This window comes from Exiguobacterium marinum DSM 16307, assembly GCF_000620845.1.
Lineage (GTDB): Bacteria > Bacillota > Bacilli > Exiguobacteriales > Exiguobacteriaceae > Exiguobacterium > Exiguobacterium marinum.
In genome coordinates this window covers 1531676-1546977 of record NZ_KK211189.1, presented here as the reverse complement: position 1 = coordinate 1546977, position 15302 = coordinate 1531676, and the positions used below count along the sequence as shown (strand labels likewise).

Sequence of the window (15302 nt, the reverse complement as noted above, 5' to 3'; positions counted from 1 at the left end):
AAGGAGCGCCGCGGCGCTCCTTTTTAGGTTGTTTCTACATACCCGATATAAGGTAAGTTGCGATACTGCTCCGCATAATCGATGCCATAACCGATGACAAATTCATCCGGAATCTCAAAGCCAACATAGTCTGCGTCTAATTGCACGAGACGGCGAGCCGGTTTATCGAGAAGCGTACAGATTTTCAACTGTTTCGGTTGATGGAGTTCCATATGTTTGCACAGAAATTTCAACGTCTGCCCCGTATCGATGATATCTTCGATGATGACGACATACTTTCCTTCGACATCTAAATCAAGATCTTTCCGAAGTTGTACACTGCCACTCGAAACGGTCTTTTTCCCGTATGAAGATGTTGCGACTGTATCGAGTTGCACACTGCCTTTCATGTAGCGCATCAAATCGGCAGCAAAGACCATCGACCCTTTCAACACGGCAACGATGACAATCGGTGTCCCATTGGCATCTTTCTCAATTTCTTCTGCCAATTCTTTTACCCGGTCTCGAATTTGTTGTTCGTCAAATAACTTCCCTTTAATTTGAATCTCCATAATATCGGCGAATGTTCGCCGCCACCCCCTCAATATTCAATCCACGATTTATCTTAACATATTCCTAACCAAAATATATACATTCATTCGCAACTAACAATAATTCGTTCGTGTTTTGAAGAAACGAAGCGATAAAAAAACGCCAATCGATTAAAATTGGCGTTTTTTTAAATTATTCTTCCGCAGCCCGCTCTTGTTCACGAAACTCTTTAAATTGATTCATGAGCTCCGGTTTATCCTCAAAGAATTCCACAAACTGAGTCATGCAATCGAGTGTATTTGAACTGAGGTGGTGTTCGATTCCTTCAACATCTTCATAGACGTCTGCCTCATCCACTCCGATGAGACGTAAAAAAGACTCGAGCATCGCATGACGCTCGACCAATCGCTTCCCTACTTTTTGACCTTTTTTCGTAAGCATAAGTCCACGATATTTTTCGTATACGAGATACTCTTCACGATCCAACTTTTGAACCATTTTCGTGACAGAGGAGGGATGTACTCCTAAATGTTCGGCAATGTCAGATACTCGCGCATATCCTTTTTCTGACATCAATAAGTAAATACGTTCTAAATAATCTTCCATACTCGGTGTCGGCATGGGCACGACCTCCCCTAATGTTCCGGTTTCCACTTTTTATTTTATCCTAACTAGAATGAAATCGAAAGGGAAAGCACTGATTGATTGAGTCAATCATTGTCTCATGACCTCAAATTCATTATAATGAGAGATGGTAACTTTGAAAGAGAAGGGAAGAACATCTATGGGACTCGAAACAATCCTCGTCATCCTCCTATGGGTTGCCTTGATCGCCTACATCGTATGGCGCTTCATGCCAGCTCGCGGGTTGAAAAAAATGAAACAAGAAGAATTCCGCGCTTCACTCCGTAAAGGACAATTGATCGACGTACGTGAACCGAAAGAATATAAAGCTGGTCATATCGTCGGCGCACGAAACATCCCGGTCGGACAAATGAAAATGCGTATGAAAGAATTGCGTAAAGATCAACCGATCCTTATTTATTGCCAAGGAAGCTCACGGTCTAACCAAGCAGCCAAGCTTCTCATGAAGAACGGATACAACAACATCTACATGCTCGAAGGTGGATTCAAAAACTGGAAAGGCAAAATTAAAAAAGCATAAAAATGAGCGGGACGACTGAGTCGACCCGCTCATTTTTATTTAACTGACGATGCTTCGCGACGTTCGTATTTTAAAATCGGTTTCCGAGCAGCGAGCGTCTCATCCATACGTTTGACGACCGTCGTATGCGGAGCCGTCTGAACGATTTCCGGATTTTCTTCCGCCTCTTTTGCAATTTGAAGCATCGCATCACAGAAAGCATCGAGTGTCTCTTTTGATTCGGTTTCAGTCGGTTCCACCATGATACACTCTTCGACATTCAACGGGAAATAGATGGTTGGTGGGTGATAGCCGAAATCAAGAAGACGTTTTGCGATATCGAGCGTACGAACTCCGAGTGCTTTTTGTCGTTTACCTGACAAAACGAACTCGTGTTTGCAATACGTATCGTACGGTACGTCAAACGCATCTTTTAATCGAGCGAACATATAGTTGGCGTTGAGTACAGCTTCTCGCGAAACACGCGTCAACCCTTCGGCACCCATCGTCTTGATATAGCTGTAAGCCCGAACATTGATCCCGAAGTTCCCATAGAACGGTTTGATTCGACCGATCGAGTGTGGACGGTCGTAATCTAGACCATATCCATTTTCCGTCTTAGTTACGATCGGGGTTGGCAAGAATGGAATCAAATCGCGTTTGACACCGACAGGACCTGAACCTGGTCCACCTCCACCGTGTGGACCTGTGAACGTCTTATGCAAGTTTAAGTGGACGACGTCAAAGCCCATGTCTCCCGGACGCGCGATACCTAGGATTGCGTTCGAGTTCGCGCCGTCATAATACAATTTTCCACCAGCTTCATGGACCACTTTTGAAATCTCAAGGATGTCTGCTTCAAATAGTCCAAGTGTGTTCGGATTCGTAAGCATGAGCGCCGCTGTATCCGCTCCGACCTTCGCTTTTAAATCATCCAAATCAACGAGTCCACGATTGTCCGATTTGACCGTCACTGTCTCGAATCCAGCAACTACTGCAGAGGCCGGATTCGTTCCATGGGCAGAATCTGGGACGAGAACTTTCGTACGAGCCGTATCCCCGTTGCGCTCGTGGAATGCTTTAATCAACATGAGACCCGTCCATTCACCATGCGCTCCAGCTGCGGGTTGCAACGTGACCTCGTCCATACCTGTGATTTCAGCGAGTTGCTCCTGTAAGTCCACCATGAGTTCAAGTGCACCTTGAATCGTTTCCGCCGGTTGCAAAGGATGAATATGCGCAAACCCAGAAAGGCGGGCCATGTCTTCATTCACTTTTGGATTATATTTCATCGTACACGAACCGAGCGGATAAAATCCTGAATCCACGCCATGGTTTCGAGTAGACAGAGAGGTATAATGTCGGACAACATCGAGTTCAGATACTTCCGGAAGTTCCGCTACCTCTTTTCGAATCATCGTAGCCGGTAACAGTGTCTCGAGGTCAACCTCAGGGACAGTTGGTGTCGGCAAGTTATATCCTGTCCGTCCTTCACGTGACACTTCAAAAATTAGCGTTTGTTCGTGTTGCATCATTTCATCCCCCTAACCACTTCGACAAACTGATCAATCTCTTCTTTTGTACGTAATTCCGTCGCGCAAACCAACATTTGTGTCTGACGTTCCGCTTCGTACGTACCAAGCGGTAGACCGCCAATCATTCCATGTTCGAGAAGATGACGTGACACTTCCTCCGCGTCATGTCCGAAGTCAACGACAAACTCATTGAACATTGGACCTTCATCAACGATTTTGAATCCAGAAGCTTTTAATGCTTCTTTCATGTAATGGGCTGTTTGGATGTTTCGAACGGCCATGTCACGAATTCCGTATTTTCCTAAAGCCGACATTGTGATCGAAGCAGCTAATGCATTGAGCGCTTGGTTCGAACAGATGTTTGACGTTGCCTTATCTCGCCGAATGTGCTGTTCGCGTGCCTGTAACGTTAAGACAAATCCACGTTTTCCATCCTCGTCCACTGTTTGTCCAACAAGTCGACCAGGTAGTTTACGCATCAACGATTTTTTCACCGCGAAGTAACCACATGACGGACCACCAAAACTTTGCGGAATCCCGAACGGTTGTGCATCTCCGACTGTAATATCCGCACCGAGTGCACCTGGTGACTCTAAAATCCCAAGGGCAAGCGGGTTACTTGATACGACAAAGAGTGCGCCGGCGTCATGCGCTTGTTTCGCCAATTGCTCCAGGTCTTCAATTCGACCGTAGAAGTTTGGGTATTGCACGACGAGACATGACGCATCCGTCAAATCGAAATCAGATAGATCCGTTACACCATTCACTACGTCTGTGTATTCGACCGAAAGACCAGGCCCATCAGCGTACGTGCGAATAACATCTTTGGCTTCAGGATGAACTGCTCCTGAAACGACGACACGTTTTTTCTTCGTTTGAGCACTAGCTAAATACGTAGCCTCGGCAAGCGCAGTGATTCCGTCATACATCGATGAGTTTGCGACATCCATACCTGTCAATTCACAGATCATCGTCTGAAACTCAAACATTGCTTGCAGTTCACCTTGTGAAATCTCAGGTTGGTATGGTGTATATGCCGTATAGAATTCAGAACGCAAAAGCATATGGTTCATTACGGTCGGCGAAAGGTGATCATACATCCCTGCTCCAAGGAAGCTCGGGTATGATTTCGTATGCTTGTTTTTGTCAGCCAATTTCGTCATATGACGTACGAGATCAACCTCGGGAAGTGGTGAGCCGATTGCCGCAAGTGATGCTTTTTCACGAAGCGATTCTGGGATATCTGCGAGTAGCCCCTCAATTGAATCCACTCCGATTGTCTGCAACATGTCTCGCTCGTCTTGTTCAGTCATCGGTAAATAACGAAATTCCATTCTATTCATTCTGAATCCCCCTGTTTCATTTCGTCCGTTTATAGAAAGGTGTCGGTACGCGTTCCGCTTCAATCTTTTTGCCCCGAATGTCGATGACGAATCGTTCTTCATCTTTATAGCGTGCATCGACTCGTGCCCAAGCAATCGATTCATTAATCGTCGGAGGCATCGTACCGGTCGTGACGACACCTACCACATCACCATCGACTTCGACTTGCGCTCCTTGACGAGCGATCCCTCGCCCGAGTAATCTCAAGCCTACTAATCGAGTCGGAATGTTCTCTTTTTGAGAGACAAGCGCATCTTTCCCGATAAAATCCGTGTCTAACTTAACAGCAAAGTTGAGATTCGCCTCAAACGGTGTAACCGACTCATCTAGCTCATGTCCATAGAGCGGTAAGCACGCCTCAAAACGAAGTGTATCTCGTGAACCTAGTCCACAAGGGATCACGCCTTCTGATTCAAGAGCTTCCCAAACGGCAGAGATTCCTTCAGCCCGAGCATAGATTTCGAAACCATCCTCCCCTGTATATCCACTACGTGAGATAACAGACGGGACGCCTGCCACATCACCGTTTATAAACTTGAAGAACCCGATTTCCTTGAGTTTTACATTTGTGATTTTTTGAAGAATTGTTTCTGCGTTCGGTCCTTGGATGGCAATTTGACCGTACCCGTCAGACTCATTTGTCACAGTCACGTCACCATTGACGTACCTGCGAATATGCGCTTCATCTTTTTCGATATTCGAGGCGTTGACGACGAGCCAATAGGCGTCCTCATCTAAGCGATAGACAAGCAAATCATCCACCACTCCACCATCTTCAAGGCACAGAAGGTTGTACTGAGCTTGACCAACTTTAATTTTCGAGACGTCATTCGTCACGAGGTTCTGTACTTGTTCAAGTGCGTCTGGTCCCTCAATCCGAATCTCTCCCATGTGAGATACATCAAACATCCCCACGTTTTGACGCACAGCCAGATGTTCTTCCTTAATCGAAGAGAACAAAATCGGCATTTCGAATCCCGCAAAATCAACCATCTTCGCCTTCGGTTCAATCAATTCAAATAAAGGCGTACGTTTCAAAGTAACCCTTTCCATAATATCCCCCAATCCCGAACATAAATGATATTTTATTTGAAATCTTTCGCTTTCCATTTCACTTTAACAATTTTTAATCTTTCTGCATAGTTAAAAAAGAGAAAAAGAAAAAGGATGAAAAACGAAAACGTTTTCATCCTCATTATTTCATATTTTTGTCTCGGTGGAAACGTCAGAGCGTTCGATTCCCGCCGTTCGTTTGATTTCATGCGTCAGCCCAACCGCCGCCTGCTTCAACTCGATTGATTCGTCTTTTGCCTTAACTCCGAAGTCCTTTATTTGAGTAATAGATCGGTTGACCGCATCCACATGTCCTTTAATCTCATTGACTTGCTGTCCAATCACGTCTGCTCGAATGTTAAACCGTTCCGTCAAACGGTTTAATCTTCCGAACGTCGGCTTCATCTGTTTTTTAAATAACAAATATCCATATACACCAAGTCCAATGATGGCGAATAAAAGAATTGCAAGGTTAATCCAAATCATACTTTTTCCTCCTTCATACGGATAATTTGCTCTGCAGTACACTGCGGTGTCCGGGACGCATTAATCGTCTCGTCCGCTTCTTGATAAAGAGTGGTCCGTCGGTTGTACAGTGTCCGAACTTCCGCCTCTCCTTTTTTCACAAGCGGTCGATTCGAATCTTTAATCCGTGCCCAGCATTCCTCAAATGGTAAATCTAAATGAATGATCATACCGTGTTCGCGCATCCAATGAATGTTTTCAGAGCGTTCGACAATACCACCACCCGTGAGAACAAAGTCAGCATCGATTTGCTGAAGCACTTTTGATTCCACGTCTCGAAACGCTGACTCCCCGTATTGGTCAAAATATGTAGCGATGTCGGTTCCAATCCAGGTTTCGATTTCTTCATCGAGGTCCACAACGTCTCCATGTTCTTGCATAAAAGTGAACAAGGTAGACTTACCTGTACCCATAAATCCCACGATATAAAACGGTTTCTTATTCATAAGCCATCACCTCTTTATGACGTTCACCAGATGTCAACACCATCTCCACTTCCGTTCGATTCGGTGCAATCGGACGACATGTCACCGTCCCCGTCGGTTTAGTGAGTGTTACTGGTTGATTGCCACAACGTTCTTTTGCCAACAACAAGTGGGATTCAAAACGTATGGCCAATATCTCATCTGAGATTCGTCTCGTCGTTCGTTCAATATCAGTATACCAAAATAACGCGGCCCCAAGTAGCCATACAACGATTGTCAAGGTGACAATGAGGAAGAATCCCCGTTCATACACATCACGTGCCGCTCTCTTTTGAACGACGAATCGGTCCATGAAATTCGAAATCCTTTTCCAATCGATTCGACATGGTACTGAGCGATTCCTCTTAAAAATAGCAAGTTCCCCCCTCCGTCTCCAACCATGACCAAATTCCCATTCAACTGTTTAATCGTCCATGGCCATACCTCATCATCCGACTTAACAAATTCTCCTCGTAAGCGACCGGCGTCTACACGGCAATTTTCACTGTTTATCAAACGTCGTACAATCAGTTGCGGTGTCGTATGATGATTCCATTTAGGCTGTTCGTAAAGCTTTTGACCAAGCAGCATCAATTCCGCTAACAATAAGATAAATATCGGAAGAATCAGCAATACTGCCGTCATCTCAATCATAGTAAATCCTTGTTCACAACGTCGGCAAACAGAATCCTTTTTCACACACTTGCTCGCGACCAGACGGTTCAGCAGCTTCAAGTAGCACCTCTCCTTGTAAACGTTCATAGGTGAACAACGTTTCACTCATTCGGTCGATCCACTCGTTCCCCTGCACGACAAATGATGTCAAAATGAAGACCCATCCCATTATCACTGCTAGACTTACACTCAATTCCCATAAAGAAAAACCCGCTTCATTCCTCCTCACGAATAATCACCTCCGGCTCATACGTTCCGATTCGAAATTTGAGCGTCACAGACGTCTTTCCACTTACAAACTTCCATTGCCCTGCATAGGAAGCCGTTGCTTGTGAAAATGTCAAAGTATTATACGTCGGGAGATATAGAGTTATTCCCGATGGTACGTCTACCTCTCTAATTAACGTCAGACCACACACGATCAGATAGGTTTGCTGTTGGGATATCCAAATCAACTTCGGAACACAACTCCCATTTTCAGAAATATAGGGGTACTGCCCCGCTTCTTGAATATTGGCAACTAAGGAATCTGTGAAATCATAGAGCTCTAGTCGTTCAAACGGTTTTGCTACCGGGATACTGATTAGTAGGAGAAACGATAATATAACAAGGACCCATGTTATTTCGACGAGTGTATATCCTTTCATCGCTTTATGAGAGAACCATCAAGAGGTGAATATGTATACTCTGACGATTGACAGCTGTATACGAGTGGGTCTGTTGAGGAGTCGCGTTTTATCACTTCTAATGTTGCAGGGTAAGATTTATGCTCGGCATAGTATAAGTTGATTTCTGACTCGACGATACGTACACTGCCTTCACAACTAACTTGGTCTGCCCGCGATTTCCCTTCTGTTAGGGATGGGACGAGTAATAAGAGCAGAACCGATATAATCAAAAGGACAGCCGCCATCTCAACTAGTGTGAATCCATGTTCTTCCTTCATTTCCTTTTCCCCCTTCATAATTGAGCCATGATGAGCTTGACCGGTAAATACAATGTATAAAATAAAACTGCAATCATCATACTAATTACGCCATACAATATCGGCTCCACTTTTTCAATCAAACTACGACTGTACAGTTCCATTTCTTCGAATACAAGTTCTCGGTGAAGCGACATGAGTTCACCAAGTTCACCACTCATCGCTCCTACCCCTAACAGACCGACGACCTCATAATCAATAAACGGCTCACATTTCACGGCGGCTTCAAGACCTTCTCCATCTGACATGCGACAATGGATTCGTTTAGCCATCTTAGCCATCTCCCCATCTTCATCTGCTAGACGACTGATGATCTGCCTGATGTTCGTTTCAGTATTTTGGAGTAGTGATAACTCACTAACAAATACATACGTCAAATACAGCGTCTTTCCATGGTTCCATGTGTAAAAGGGAAGCTCAATCCCTCGTCGATACATTCCGAACATTAGTGCCCCAGACGTTAAAACTACACAAAATAGTGTTGGGAAGAACCACCGTGACAATAGAATCGAAGCTACACCATTTTGCAACGAGACATCGACCATTCCCATCAGTTTCGGAAAAATATATAGCGCGTAAATCATCCCTAGAGAAAGGAGAATAAAAAAAATGATCAATGGATAGCGAATCAATCTTTTTAATTCTTCTTTCAGTCGTTGACGCATCTCCAACACTAAGACGACTTGATGTAACCCATCAATAAACCGACCACTTCGCTCTGCCGTGTTCAAAATCTCTCGCATTTGCGGATTAGTGATGATTACCGAGAACACTTCAGCCAAATTCGTACCTGTTTCAAGTAACGCCCTCATATCCCGAACCTTGTCTTTTTTCGCTCCTTTTTCATGGTATTCGAGTGTTTCCATCGTCACTTTCAGTGACACACCTCGGGATTGCAATCGCAGAAAGCGGTGAATCAATTGAATCGGAGGATTCATTGATGAGTTGCCCATTCACAAGTCACCCCCTGATTCCGGGTCAGCACACACCAATGTCTCTGGATGGAAGTCTTCCCAAGTAATTGCTCAATTCTTCTCTCTCCATCTTGAATGGATGCTGTATGAAAGGTGGTGATCGTCAAATGTCCACTTAGTGCCGCATCGTATGCGACAGTCAACTCTTCAACGGTTCGCACTTCCCCAATCACGATAATGTCCGGATCCGCCCTCAATGTTTCTTTCAATAATTGTCGATGGCTTAGTCCTGCTTTAGTATTCACTTCCAATTGAATCACCCCGTCGACCATTTGTTCAGGAGGGTTTTCAATGGTAACAATCCGTTCTTGTTTTAAATAATTTAACAATGCATACATCACTGTCGTCTTACCCGCTCCTGTAGAGCCACCAATAAATAAAAGTCCGTTTCGTTCTCGTGAAGCAGTCATTTTTTGTAAACGTTCCACATCTTGTGATTGCAATAATTGAGGGAGATTGAACGTCTGATGTGGAATCCTCCATGACATCAACGTTTGCTCAAATGAAGGAAGAAAAGTCACACGAATTACTTCTTGATTTAATTCGTATACGCCTGACTGAGGAAGCCGTTGATTCGTTTCAGGTAATGAACACCAATAGCGCATATGCCACGTGAGTCGATTGTATTGACCTAAGTCCATTGACTGAAATTCGACTAATCTCATGGCCGATCGGACTTGAACCTTCACCCGATGAGCATCCGGTAAAAAATGAAGATCGGTCGCACCGGCTTGCCGGGCTGCGACCATCAGTTCTTCAATGAATTCTTTCATCTCGTTCACCTCGGTTCAAGCATAAAAAAAAACCCACTATGTCGAAAGTGGGCTTGTCTTAAGAAACTTGAACCGAAACCGTATTATGGCGACGCGCATATGTTTCGATTGAAACCTTGTCATATCCGACAATCACTTCTTTTCCATCCGTTAGAATCGGACGTTTCAACAATTTCGGATTTTCGCTCATCAATTTGAGTAGTTCGCTTAACTTCAAATCTTCTACATCAACGTCGAGTTGCTTGAAGGCTTGACTTCTCGTCGCTAAGAGGGAATCAACACCTTCTTCACTAATTGCAAGTAATTGTAACAACTCATCAACAGTCGGTGCATCTCTGAAAATATGACGTTCACTCACTTGAAGCTCTTGATCCTGTAAAAACGCTTTCGTTTTTCTACAAGAAGTACAGCTTGGATACGTATAAAACATTAGTTCTGATGACATTTTTATAATCCTCCCTCATTCAACTTTTTACTTCGTTCAGTTTGTATAAGTTGATTATACACTTATATACCCACTTTGTATATGTTTTGTACAACTTTATTAAAAATTTGTACAACTTTTTTTATCAGAATGATTTCACATATTTTTCACGATTATTTTGCGCAATTCTCACGTTTCCATAGCATTTTTTCGAATGTGTTGGTAAAATAGTGAATGAGAATGGAATAATGCACGCATGGGGGGATTAACATGGCAAGAATGTTTCGTGTCCTAGGCTTTTGGACTGGGCTAGTGGCGGCACTTGCTTTCGTAGGCGCACTTGGCGGCGACCAAAGTAGTAGTGAACATACTGGTGACTTTATCGTTATGGGACTTGTCTTCTTAGCACAAACGATTTTCTTTGTCGCTCTAGGTTACTTAAAGTTAACTGAAAAAACGTATGTATATGTCTTTGGGGCGTATTTGACAATTTTCTTCGTTGTCTTTACGTATTGGAGCAACTTCCAAATGTAAAAAAAGATTGTCTCACCGGAGACAATCTTTTTTTACTGTTTGAAGAACGGGTTTGTCCGCTTCTCATCTTCTAACGTTGTCCGAGGACCATGTCCAGAGTAGAGAACTGTCGAATCAGGGAGCAATTGCTTCATCCGATCGATTGATCCCATTAACGCCTTTTGATCCCCCCCGAACAAGTCGGTTCGTCCAACAGACTGTTTAAATATCAAATCACCACAAAATGCAACTTCTTCATCCTTCATGTACAAGACAACACTTCCCGGGGAGTGACCCGGCGTATGATAGAGCCGGAATGCGATGCTCCCAACGACCAGCATATCGCCTTCGTATGTCTTTTCTGCCGGTTTCATTGCCGGAACTGGTAGATTGAATGCGGCCGCCCCATTCTTTTCTCCATCCGTCAACCAACTTGTTTCAAAACGGTGCACGTATACGGGTATTTGATAGCGCTCACGAAGTGCATCAATTCCACCGATATGATCAAAATGCGCATGAGTTAATAAAATCGCAGAAGGTTTACCGAAATGTTCGATCACTTCAAAATACCTTGGATCATCTGTTCCTGGATCGATTACAATGACAGTTCCGTCTTTTTCAAGAACATATCCATTCTCTTGTGCTAAGCCAGACGTAATCTTCTTAATTTGCATTTGATTCATCCCCTTCTTGTTCAAAACAATATTGTGGCAAAATTGTATCGATGTCAACCTTTGCTCGACAGCGCCCCAATAATCGGATAAAATAATAATGATATTTCAGTGAAATTTTTATGAATTTCATGACGTATAATTAAAGGGGGAACTCGTCATGCATTTGTATGAACCGTTCGGATGGATTTCCGTCATCGTCGCCATTGTGGCTGTATGGGGAATGCTTCGTTCATTCCAAAAACGCCAATTCTTTCCGCTCGTATTTGCAGCTTTAACTGTACTCGTATTCGGATTCTTTGGGATCGCCACATTGATTTACGGCGGAATTCCAGGTTAATGATTTGCAGCAAGAAATCAGCAAGCGACTTCGGTCGCTTTTTTTGTGTCAAAAATCAACCTGATGTACAGTTTTCGATTGACTCACCTGATTCATTTTTAAGAAAAGGATAGAAACACTGTCCTCTACAAAAAAAGAACCAAATCACATAAAGTGATTCGGTTCTTCATCAACTAATCGCTTATTCTTTCGTCTGCTCTTTAAAACGGAGTAAGTCAGAATAGATTAAATCATCGTTCATCTGTAATATCTTTTCCGCTTCCTCTGTGATCGGACCACATAGTGACGTGTCTTCTACAACTTCACCAGATGTAGCATTATAACATGTCGATTGTGTCCAGACATATTCATCCGTCACGACCGTACCATCACGGAAGATTGCACGACTGTTTCGGTTTTCTGAGAATAAATCATTCCCGAAACCGATTGTGTCCGACGTATCGATTCCAAGTAAATGCAAGATTGTCGGTTTCATGTCAACATGACTTCCGATTGTTTCATGCACTTCACCATTCTTCTGATCCGGTAAATGAATAGCGAATGGTACTTGTTGTAATTTCGCAACATCGAAAGGTGTTAATTCTTCTTTTCCAAGCAACTCTGCCATTGCACTATTGTGGTTTGTTGAGATTCCATAATGATCACCATAGACGACAAAAATCGTGTCATCCCACATATCGTTCTCTTTTAATTGTTCAATAAAGAGACCGAGTGCATAATCTTGGTACGCAAGTGCTTGCGGGAAATTATTCAATGTTGTCGAACTTGTTTCAAACTTTGGAACAAGCTCATAGTCTTCACTTGGCATCGTATATGGGAAGTGGTTCGTTAATGTAATGAACTTCGCATAATACGGCTCTGGTAGTTCTTGGAGCATTGGAATAGATTGCTCGAAGAAACTATCATCCAAAAGACCCCATTCTGTCATATTTTCTGGATTCCCAAGGTCATAACTCTTCTCATCAAAGAACTGATCGACCCCGACGTTTTTATACATTTGATCACGGTTCCAGAACGATTTATTGTTCGCGTGGAACACAGCTGAATAATAATTATCTTCTTTGATCATCTCAGAAAGTGCTTGGTATTCATTATCGGCATTTGTAAAGTATACGGCACCACGTGGAAGACCGTATAGCGAGTTATCGAGTGCAAACTCAGCGTCCGAAGTCTTCCCTTGACCAACTGTGTGGTAATAGTTCGGCCAGTAGTGAGACTCCTCAATCAGTTTGTTTAAGTTTGGGGTGATATACTCTCCGTTTGGCGCCTTCATGTTATGTGTGAAGTTCTGTGCCGATTCGAACGAAACGACAATGACATTCTTCCCTTTATACTTACCGAACAAATCTGGATTCGGTGCAGCATAATTTTGACGTGTGAACTGTTCAATCGTCGCAAGCTCTGATTCATCAGCCATCGCTTTTTGAGCCGATGTTTTCGTTTGGAGCATCGCATCGTATACATGGAAGTTGAAAGTACCGATGTTTTTCACGAGTAGTTCACGGTCAAATGAACGAGTCAACAATTCAGGACGTTCTGTTTCTGCGAGCGAAAGGTTGAACAAGAATACTGACACAGCTACAACGAATGTGACGAGCGCACGTCGGTGTGAGGCAGCGTTCTCTTTCATGTTCATCCGCCATAAGATGAATGGTAAGACGAACACATCACCAAGAACGATTAAATCTTTCCATTCAAGAAGTGAAGTGAACGAAGTCGATAACGTTTCCATGTTCGACGGTTGCATAATGACAGGCATCGTCAAGTAGTCCGTGAATTCCCGATAATACACGGCATCTGCAAACAAGATAAACGATGCAATTGCGTAAAGCGTGTAAAGCACCCATTTTTGTTTGTTCCCTTTAAAAAAGAAGTGGAAGGCAAACAAGAATAGTGTCGAACTGATTGGGCTAATCAGTAAGATAAAAGCTTGTGCAGTGTTTTCGATCGGAATGTTGAAGAAAAATTGATAGACGATATACGTCTTCGTCCAAAGCAATAACGTAAAAATCCAAAATAGACGATATTCTTGAAACGAAGCGCGGACCGTGTCGTTCAGTCTCGTTGATAGCTTCGAGAAGCGTTGAGATGAATTCATCTGACGGTCTCCTCCTCTTTTCAGTTTTCGGCATGGGTTTATTTAGCCATTATTTTTTATATTTGTTTACATATTGTACAATTCGGATTGAATAGTACAGATCCAGTATCAAGTTCAAATCTTACTCCTTTTTTAATAAAAAATCAACTGTGGCGTTACAAATTTTACAATTTACCATACCCTTTTCCATAATAAAACACGCCTGCAAAGTGCAGACGTGCTCGTGTTATACGCGTGTTGGAAGGAAGTGTTTCCGTGCTAGCCAAGCACATCCGATCACACCGGCATCATTTTCAAGTTCTGCAATTTTAAACGACGTCGACTCGTATACGCGTTCGAGCGCGAAACGTTTGAATTGAGCATCAAGTGGTTCGAGTAACGCGTGACCCGCTTTAGAAACGCCACCACCGATGACAATCATTTTCGGGTTGAGTGTGTTTGCGATATTTGAGATGGTCAATCCGAGATATTCGGTCATCTCATCGATTACTTCTGTCGCAATCGAGTCACCGGCTTTATATGCCTCAAACACGTCACGCGCTGTTACGTCTTTCAATTCATTCAACGTGGTGTCTTGATTTTTTCGCTTCTGTAGGGCTAAACGTGAAATACCGGTCGCAGAGGCAATCGTTTCAATACATCCAAGACGACCACAACCACACTTAACAGCCTTATTTTCATCTCGCTCCACTGTAATATGTCCGATTTCTCCAGCCATGCCCGCTGTTCCGTGAACAATATTTCCATTTGTGATTACGCCACCACCGACACCCGTTCCGAGCGTGATTGCCAATAGTTCAGATGCACCTTCACCGGCACCTTTCCACATTTCACCGAGGGCTGCTGCGTTTGCATCGTTTTCGAGAACAGCCGGAAGTCCAACCGCTTGTTCGAACTCACTGACAAGGGCGAAATCTTTCCACCCGATGTTCGGCGAGTATTCGACAACTCCTTCCGAGAAGTTAATGAATCCAGGCGCTCCAATCCCCGCACCCGCGAAATCCTCTTTTTTCTTCCCGGATGTCTCAAGATATGTTTCAAAAGACGTTGCGATGTCCTTTGGAATATGTACACCATTCTCCCGAATATCCGTTTTGACTTCCCACTTATCAGAAATGATGCCGTTCATGTCTAAAACAGCCATCTTCACCGTTGTACCACCGATGTCGATACCTAATAACCATTTCATACCGTTCACTCCTCATCTCAACTAA

At 43.6% G+C, this 15302-nt stretch carries 20 protein-coding genes; 3 read left to right on the top strand and 17 right to left on the bottom strand.

Going from position 1 to position 15302, the window contains the following annotated elements:
* Positions 1-23: 23 nt before the first annotated feature.
* Entirely contained in the window at positions 24-551 is a 528-nt protein-coding gene (gene hpt / locus P400_RS0108230; RefSeq protein ID WP_026825733.1) for a hypoxanthine phosphoribosyltransferase, read from the bottom strand.
* A gap of 172 nt (positions 552-723) precedes the next feature.
* Positions 724-1152 carry a transcriptional regulator MntR gene (gene mntR / locus P400_RS0108225; RefSeq protein ID WP_026825732.1) on the bottom strand — a complete coding sequence of 143 codons (429 nt, stop codon included), beginning with the start codon at positions 1150-1152 and terminating at the stop codon, positions 724-726.
* A gap of 163 nt (positions 1153-1315) precedes the next feature.
* Here mntR and P400_RS0108220 point away from each other — a divergent pair, with 163 nt between their 5' ends.
* A complete protein-coding gene (locus P400_RS0108220; RefSeq protein ID WP_026825731.1) occupies positions 1316-1696 on the top strand; it encodes a rhodanese-like domain-containing protein in 381 nt (126 codons plus the stop codon).
* 35 nt (positions 1697-1731) lie between these two features.
* Here the strand turns inward: P400_RS0108220 and gcvPB are convergent, their stop codons facing one another.
* The 12 genes from gcvPB to P400_RS0108155 form a co-directional block, all read right to left on the bottom strand.
* Positions 1732-3207 (bottom strand): aminomethyl-transferring glycine dehydrogenase subunit GcvPB, encoded by a 1476-nt coding sequence (gcvPB, locus tag P400_RS0108215; protein ID WP_026825730.1) that lies wholly within the window; start codon positions 3205-3207, stop codon positions 1732-1734.
* Complete coding sequence (gene gcvPA, locus P400_RS0108210) at positions 3207-4544, bottom strand: aminomethyl-transferring glycine dehydrogenase subunit GcvPA (protein ID WP_026825729.1); 1338 nt, start codon at positions 4542-4544, stop codon at positions 3207-3209. Before gcvPA ends, gcvPB begins: the two co-directional genes overlap by 1 nt.
* A gap of 25 nt (positions 4545-4569) precedes the next feature.
* Complete coding sequence (gene gcvT, locus P400_RS0108205) at positions 4570-5646, bottom strand: glycine cleavage system aminomethyltransferase GcvT (RefSeq protein WP_026825728.1); 1077 nt, start codon at positions 5644-5646, stop codon at positions 4570-4572.
* A 147-nt stretch (positions 5647-5793) separates the two neighbouring features.
* On the bottom strand, positions 5794-6132 hold the full coding sequence (locus P400_RS0108195; RefSeq protein ID WP_026825727.1) for a hypothetical protein: 339 nt from the start codon (positions 6130-6132) through the stop codon (positions 5794-5796).
* Positions 6129-6617 (bottom strand): shikimate kinase, encoded by a 489-nt coding sequence (locus tag P400_RS0108190; RefSeq protein ID WP_026825726.1) that lies wholly within the window; start codon positions 6615-6617, stop codon positions 6129-6131. Before P400_RS0108190 ends, P400_RS0108195 begins: the two co-directional genes overlap by 4 nt.
* Entirely contained in the window at positions 6610-6909 is a 300-nt protein-coding gene (locus P400_RS0108185; protein ID WP_084483586.1) for a hypothetical protein, read from the bottom strand. Before P400_RS0108185 ends, P400_RS0108190 begins: the two co-directional genes overlap by 8 nt.
* Positions 6873-7334, bottom strand: coding sequence for a prepilin-type N-terminal cleavage/methylation domain-containing protein (locus P400_RS15530; RefSeq protein WP_268745958.1), 462 nt, complete (start codon positions 7332-7334; stop codon positions 6873-6875). The genes P400_RS0108185 and P400_RS15530 overlap by 37 nt, the downstream gene beginning before the upstream one ends.
* Positions 7303-7461 (bottom strand): hypothetical protein, encoded by a 159-nt coding sequence (locus P400_RS0108180; RefSeq protein ID WP_235181835.1) that lies wholly within the window; start codon positions 7459-7461, stop codon positions 7303-7305. Before P400_RS0108180 ends, P400_RS15530 begins: the two co-directional genes overlap by 32 nt.
* Positions 7462-7953: 492 nt before the next feature.
* The gene (locus P400_RS0108170) at positions 7954-8256 is read right to left on the bottom strand and encodes a prepilin-type N-terminal cleavage/methylation domain-containing protein (protein WP_034770995.1); all 303 of its coding nucleotides are present in this window, start codon (positions 8254-8256) and stop codon (positions 7954-7956) included.
* 14 nt (positions 8257-8270) lie between these two features.
* The gene (locus tag P400_RS0108165; RefSeq protein WP_026825721.1) at positions 8271-9248 is read right to left on the bottom strand and encodes a type II secretion system F family protein; all 978 of its coding nucleotides are present in this window, start codon (positions 9246-9248) and stop codon (positions 8271-8273) included.
* Complete coding sequence (locus P400_RS0108160; RefSeq protein ID WP_026825720.1) at positions 9230-10042, bottom strand: ATPase, T2SS/T4P/T4SS family; 813 nt, start codon at positions 10040-10042, stop codon at positions 9230-9232. Before P400_RS0108160 ends, P400_RS0108165 begins: the two co-directional genes overlap by 19 nt.
* Positions 10043-10100: 58 nt before the next feature.
* Complete coding sequence (locus P400_RS0108155; protein WP_034770992.1) at positions 10101-10487, bottom strand: Spx/MgsR family RNA polymerase-binding regulatory protein; 387 nt, start codon at positions 10485-10487, stop codon at positions 10101-10103.
* Positions 10488-10736: 249 nt separating this feature from the next.
* On the opposite strand from P400_RS0108155, the gene P400_RS0108150 reads away from it, so the two are divergent.
* Positions 10737-11000, top strand: coding sequence for a DUF2626 domain-containing protein (locus P400_RS0108150; protein WP_012726597.1), 264 nt, complete (start codon positions 10737-10739; stop codon positions 10998-11000).
* Positions 11001-11032: 32 nt separating this feature from the next.
* Here P400_RS0108150 and P400_RS0108145 read toward each other — a convergent pair whose 3' ends face one another.
* Positions 11033-11653 carry an MBL fold metallo-hydrolase gene (locus P400_RS0108145; RefSeq protein WP_026825718.1) on the bottom strand — a complete coding sequence of 207 codons (621 nt, stop codon included), beginning with the start codon at positions 11651-11653 and terminating at the stop codon, positions 11033-11035.
* Between the two features lie 157 nt (positions 11654-11810).
* Here P400_RS0108145 and P400_RS0108140 point away from each other — a divergent pair, with 157 nt between their 5' ends.
* On the top strand, positions 11811-11990 hold the full coding sequence (locus tag P400_RS0108140) for a DUF2759 domain-containing protein (protein ID WP_026825717.1): 180 nt from the start codon (positions 11811-11813) through the stop codon (positions 11988-11990).
* A gap of 181 nt (positions 11991-12171) precedes the next feature.
* Here the strand turns inward: P400_RS0108140 and P400_RS0108135 are convergent, their stop codons facing one another.
* Positions 12172-14088, bottom strand: a complete 1917-nt coding sequence (locus P400_RS0108135; RefSeq protein ID WP_026825716.1) for an LTA synthase family protein — start codon at positions 14086-14088, stop codon at positions 12172-12174.
* 226 nt (positions 14089-14314) lie between these two features.
* Positions 14315-15277 (bottom strand): ROK family glucokinase, encoded by a 963-nt coding sequence (locus P400_RS0108130; RefSeq protein ID WP_026825715.1) that lies wholly within the window; start codon positions 15275-15277, stop codon positions 14315-14317.
* Between the last annotated feature and the right edge of the window lie 25 nt (positions 15278-15302).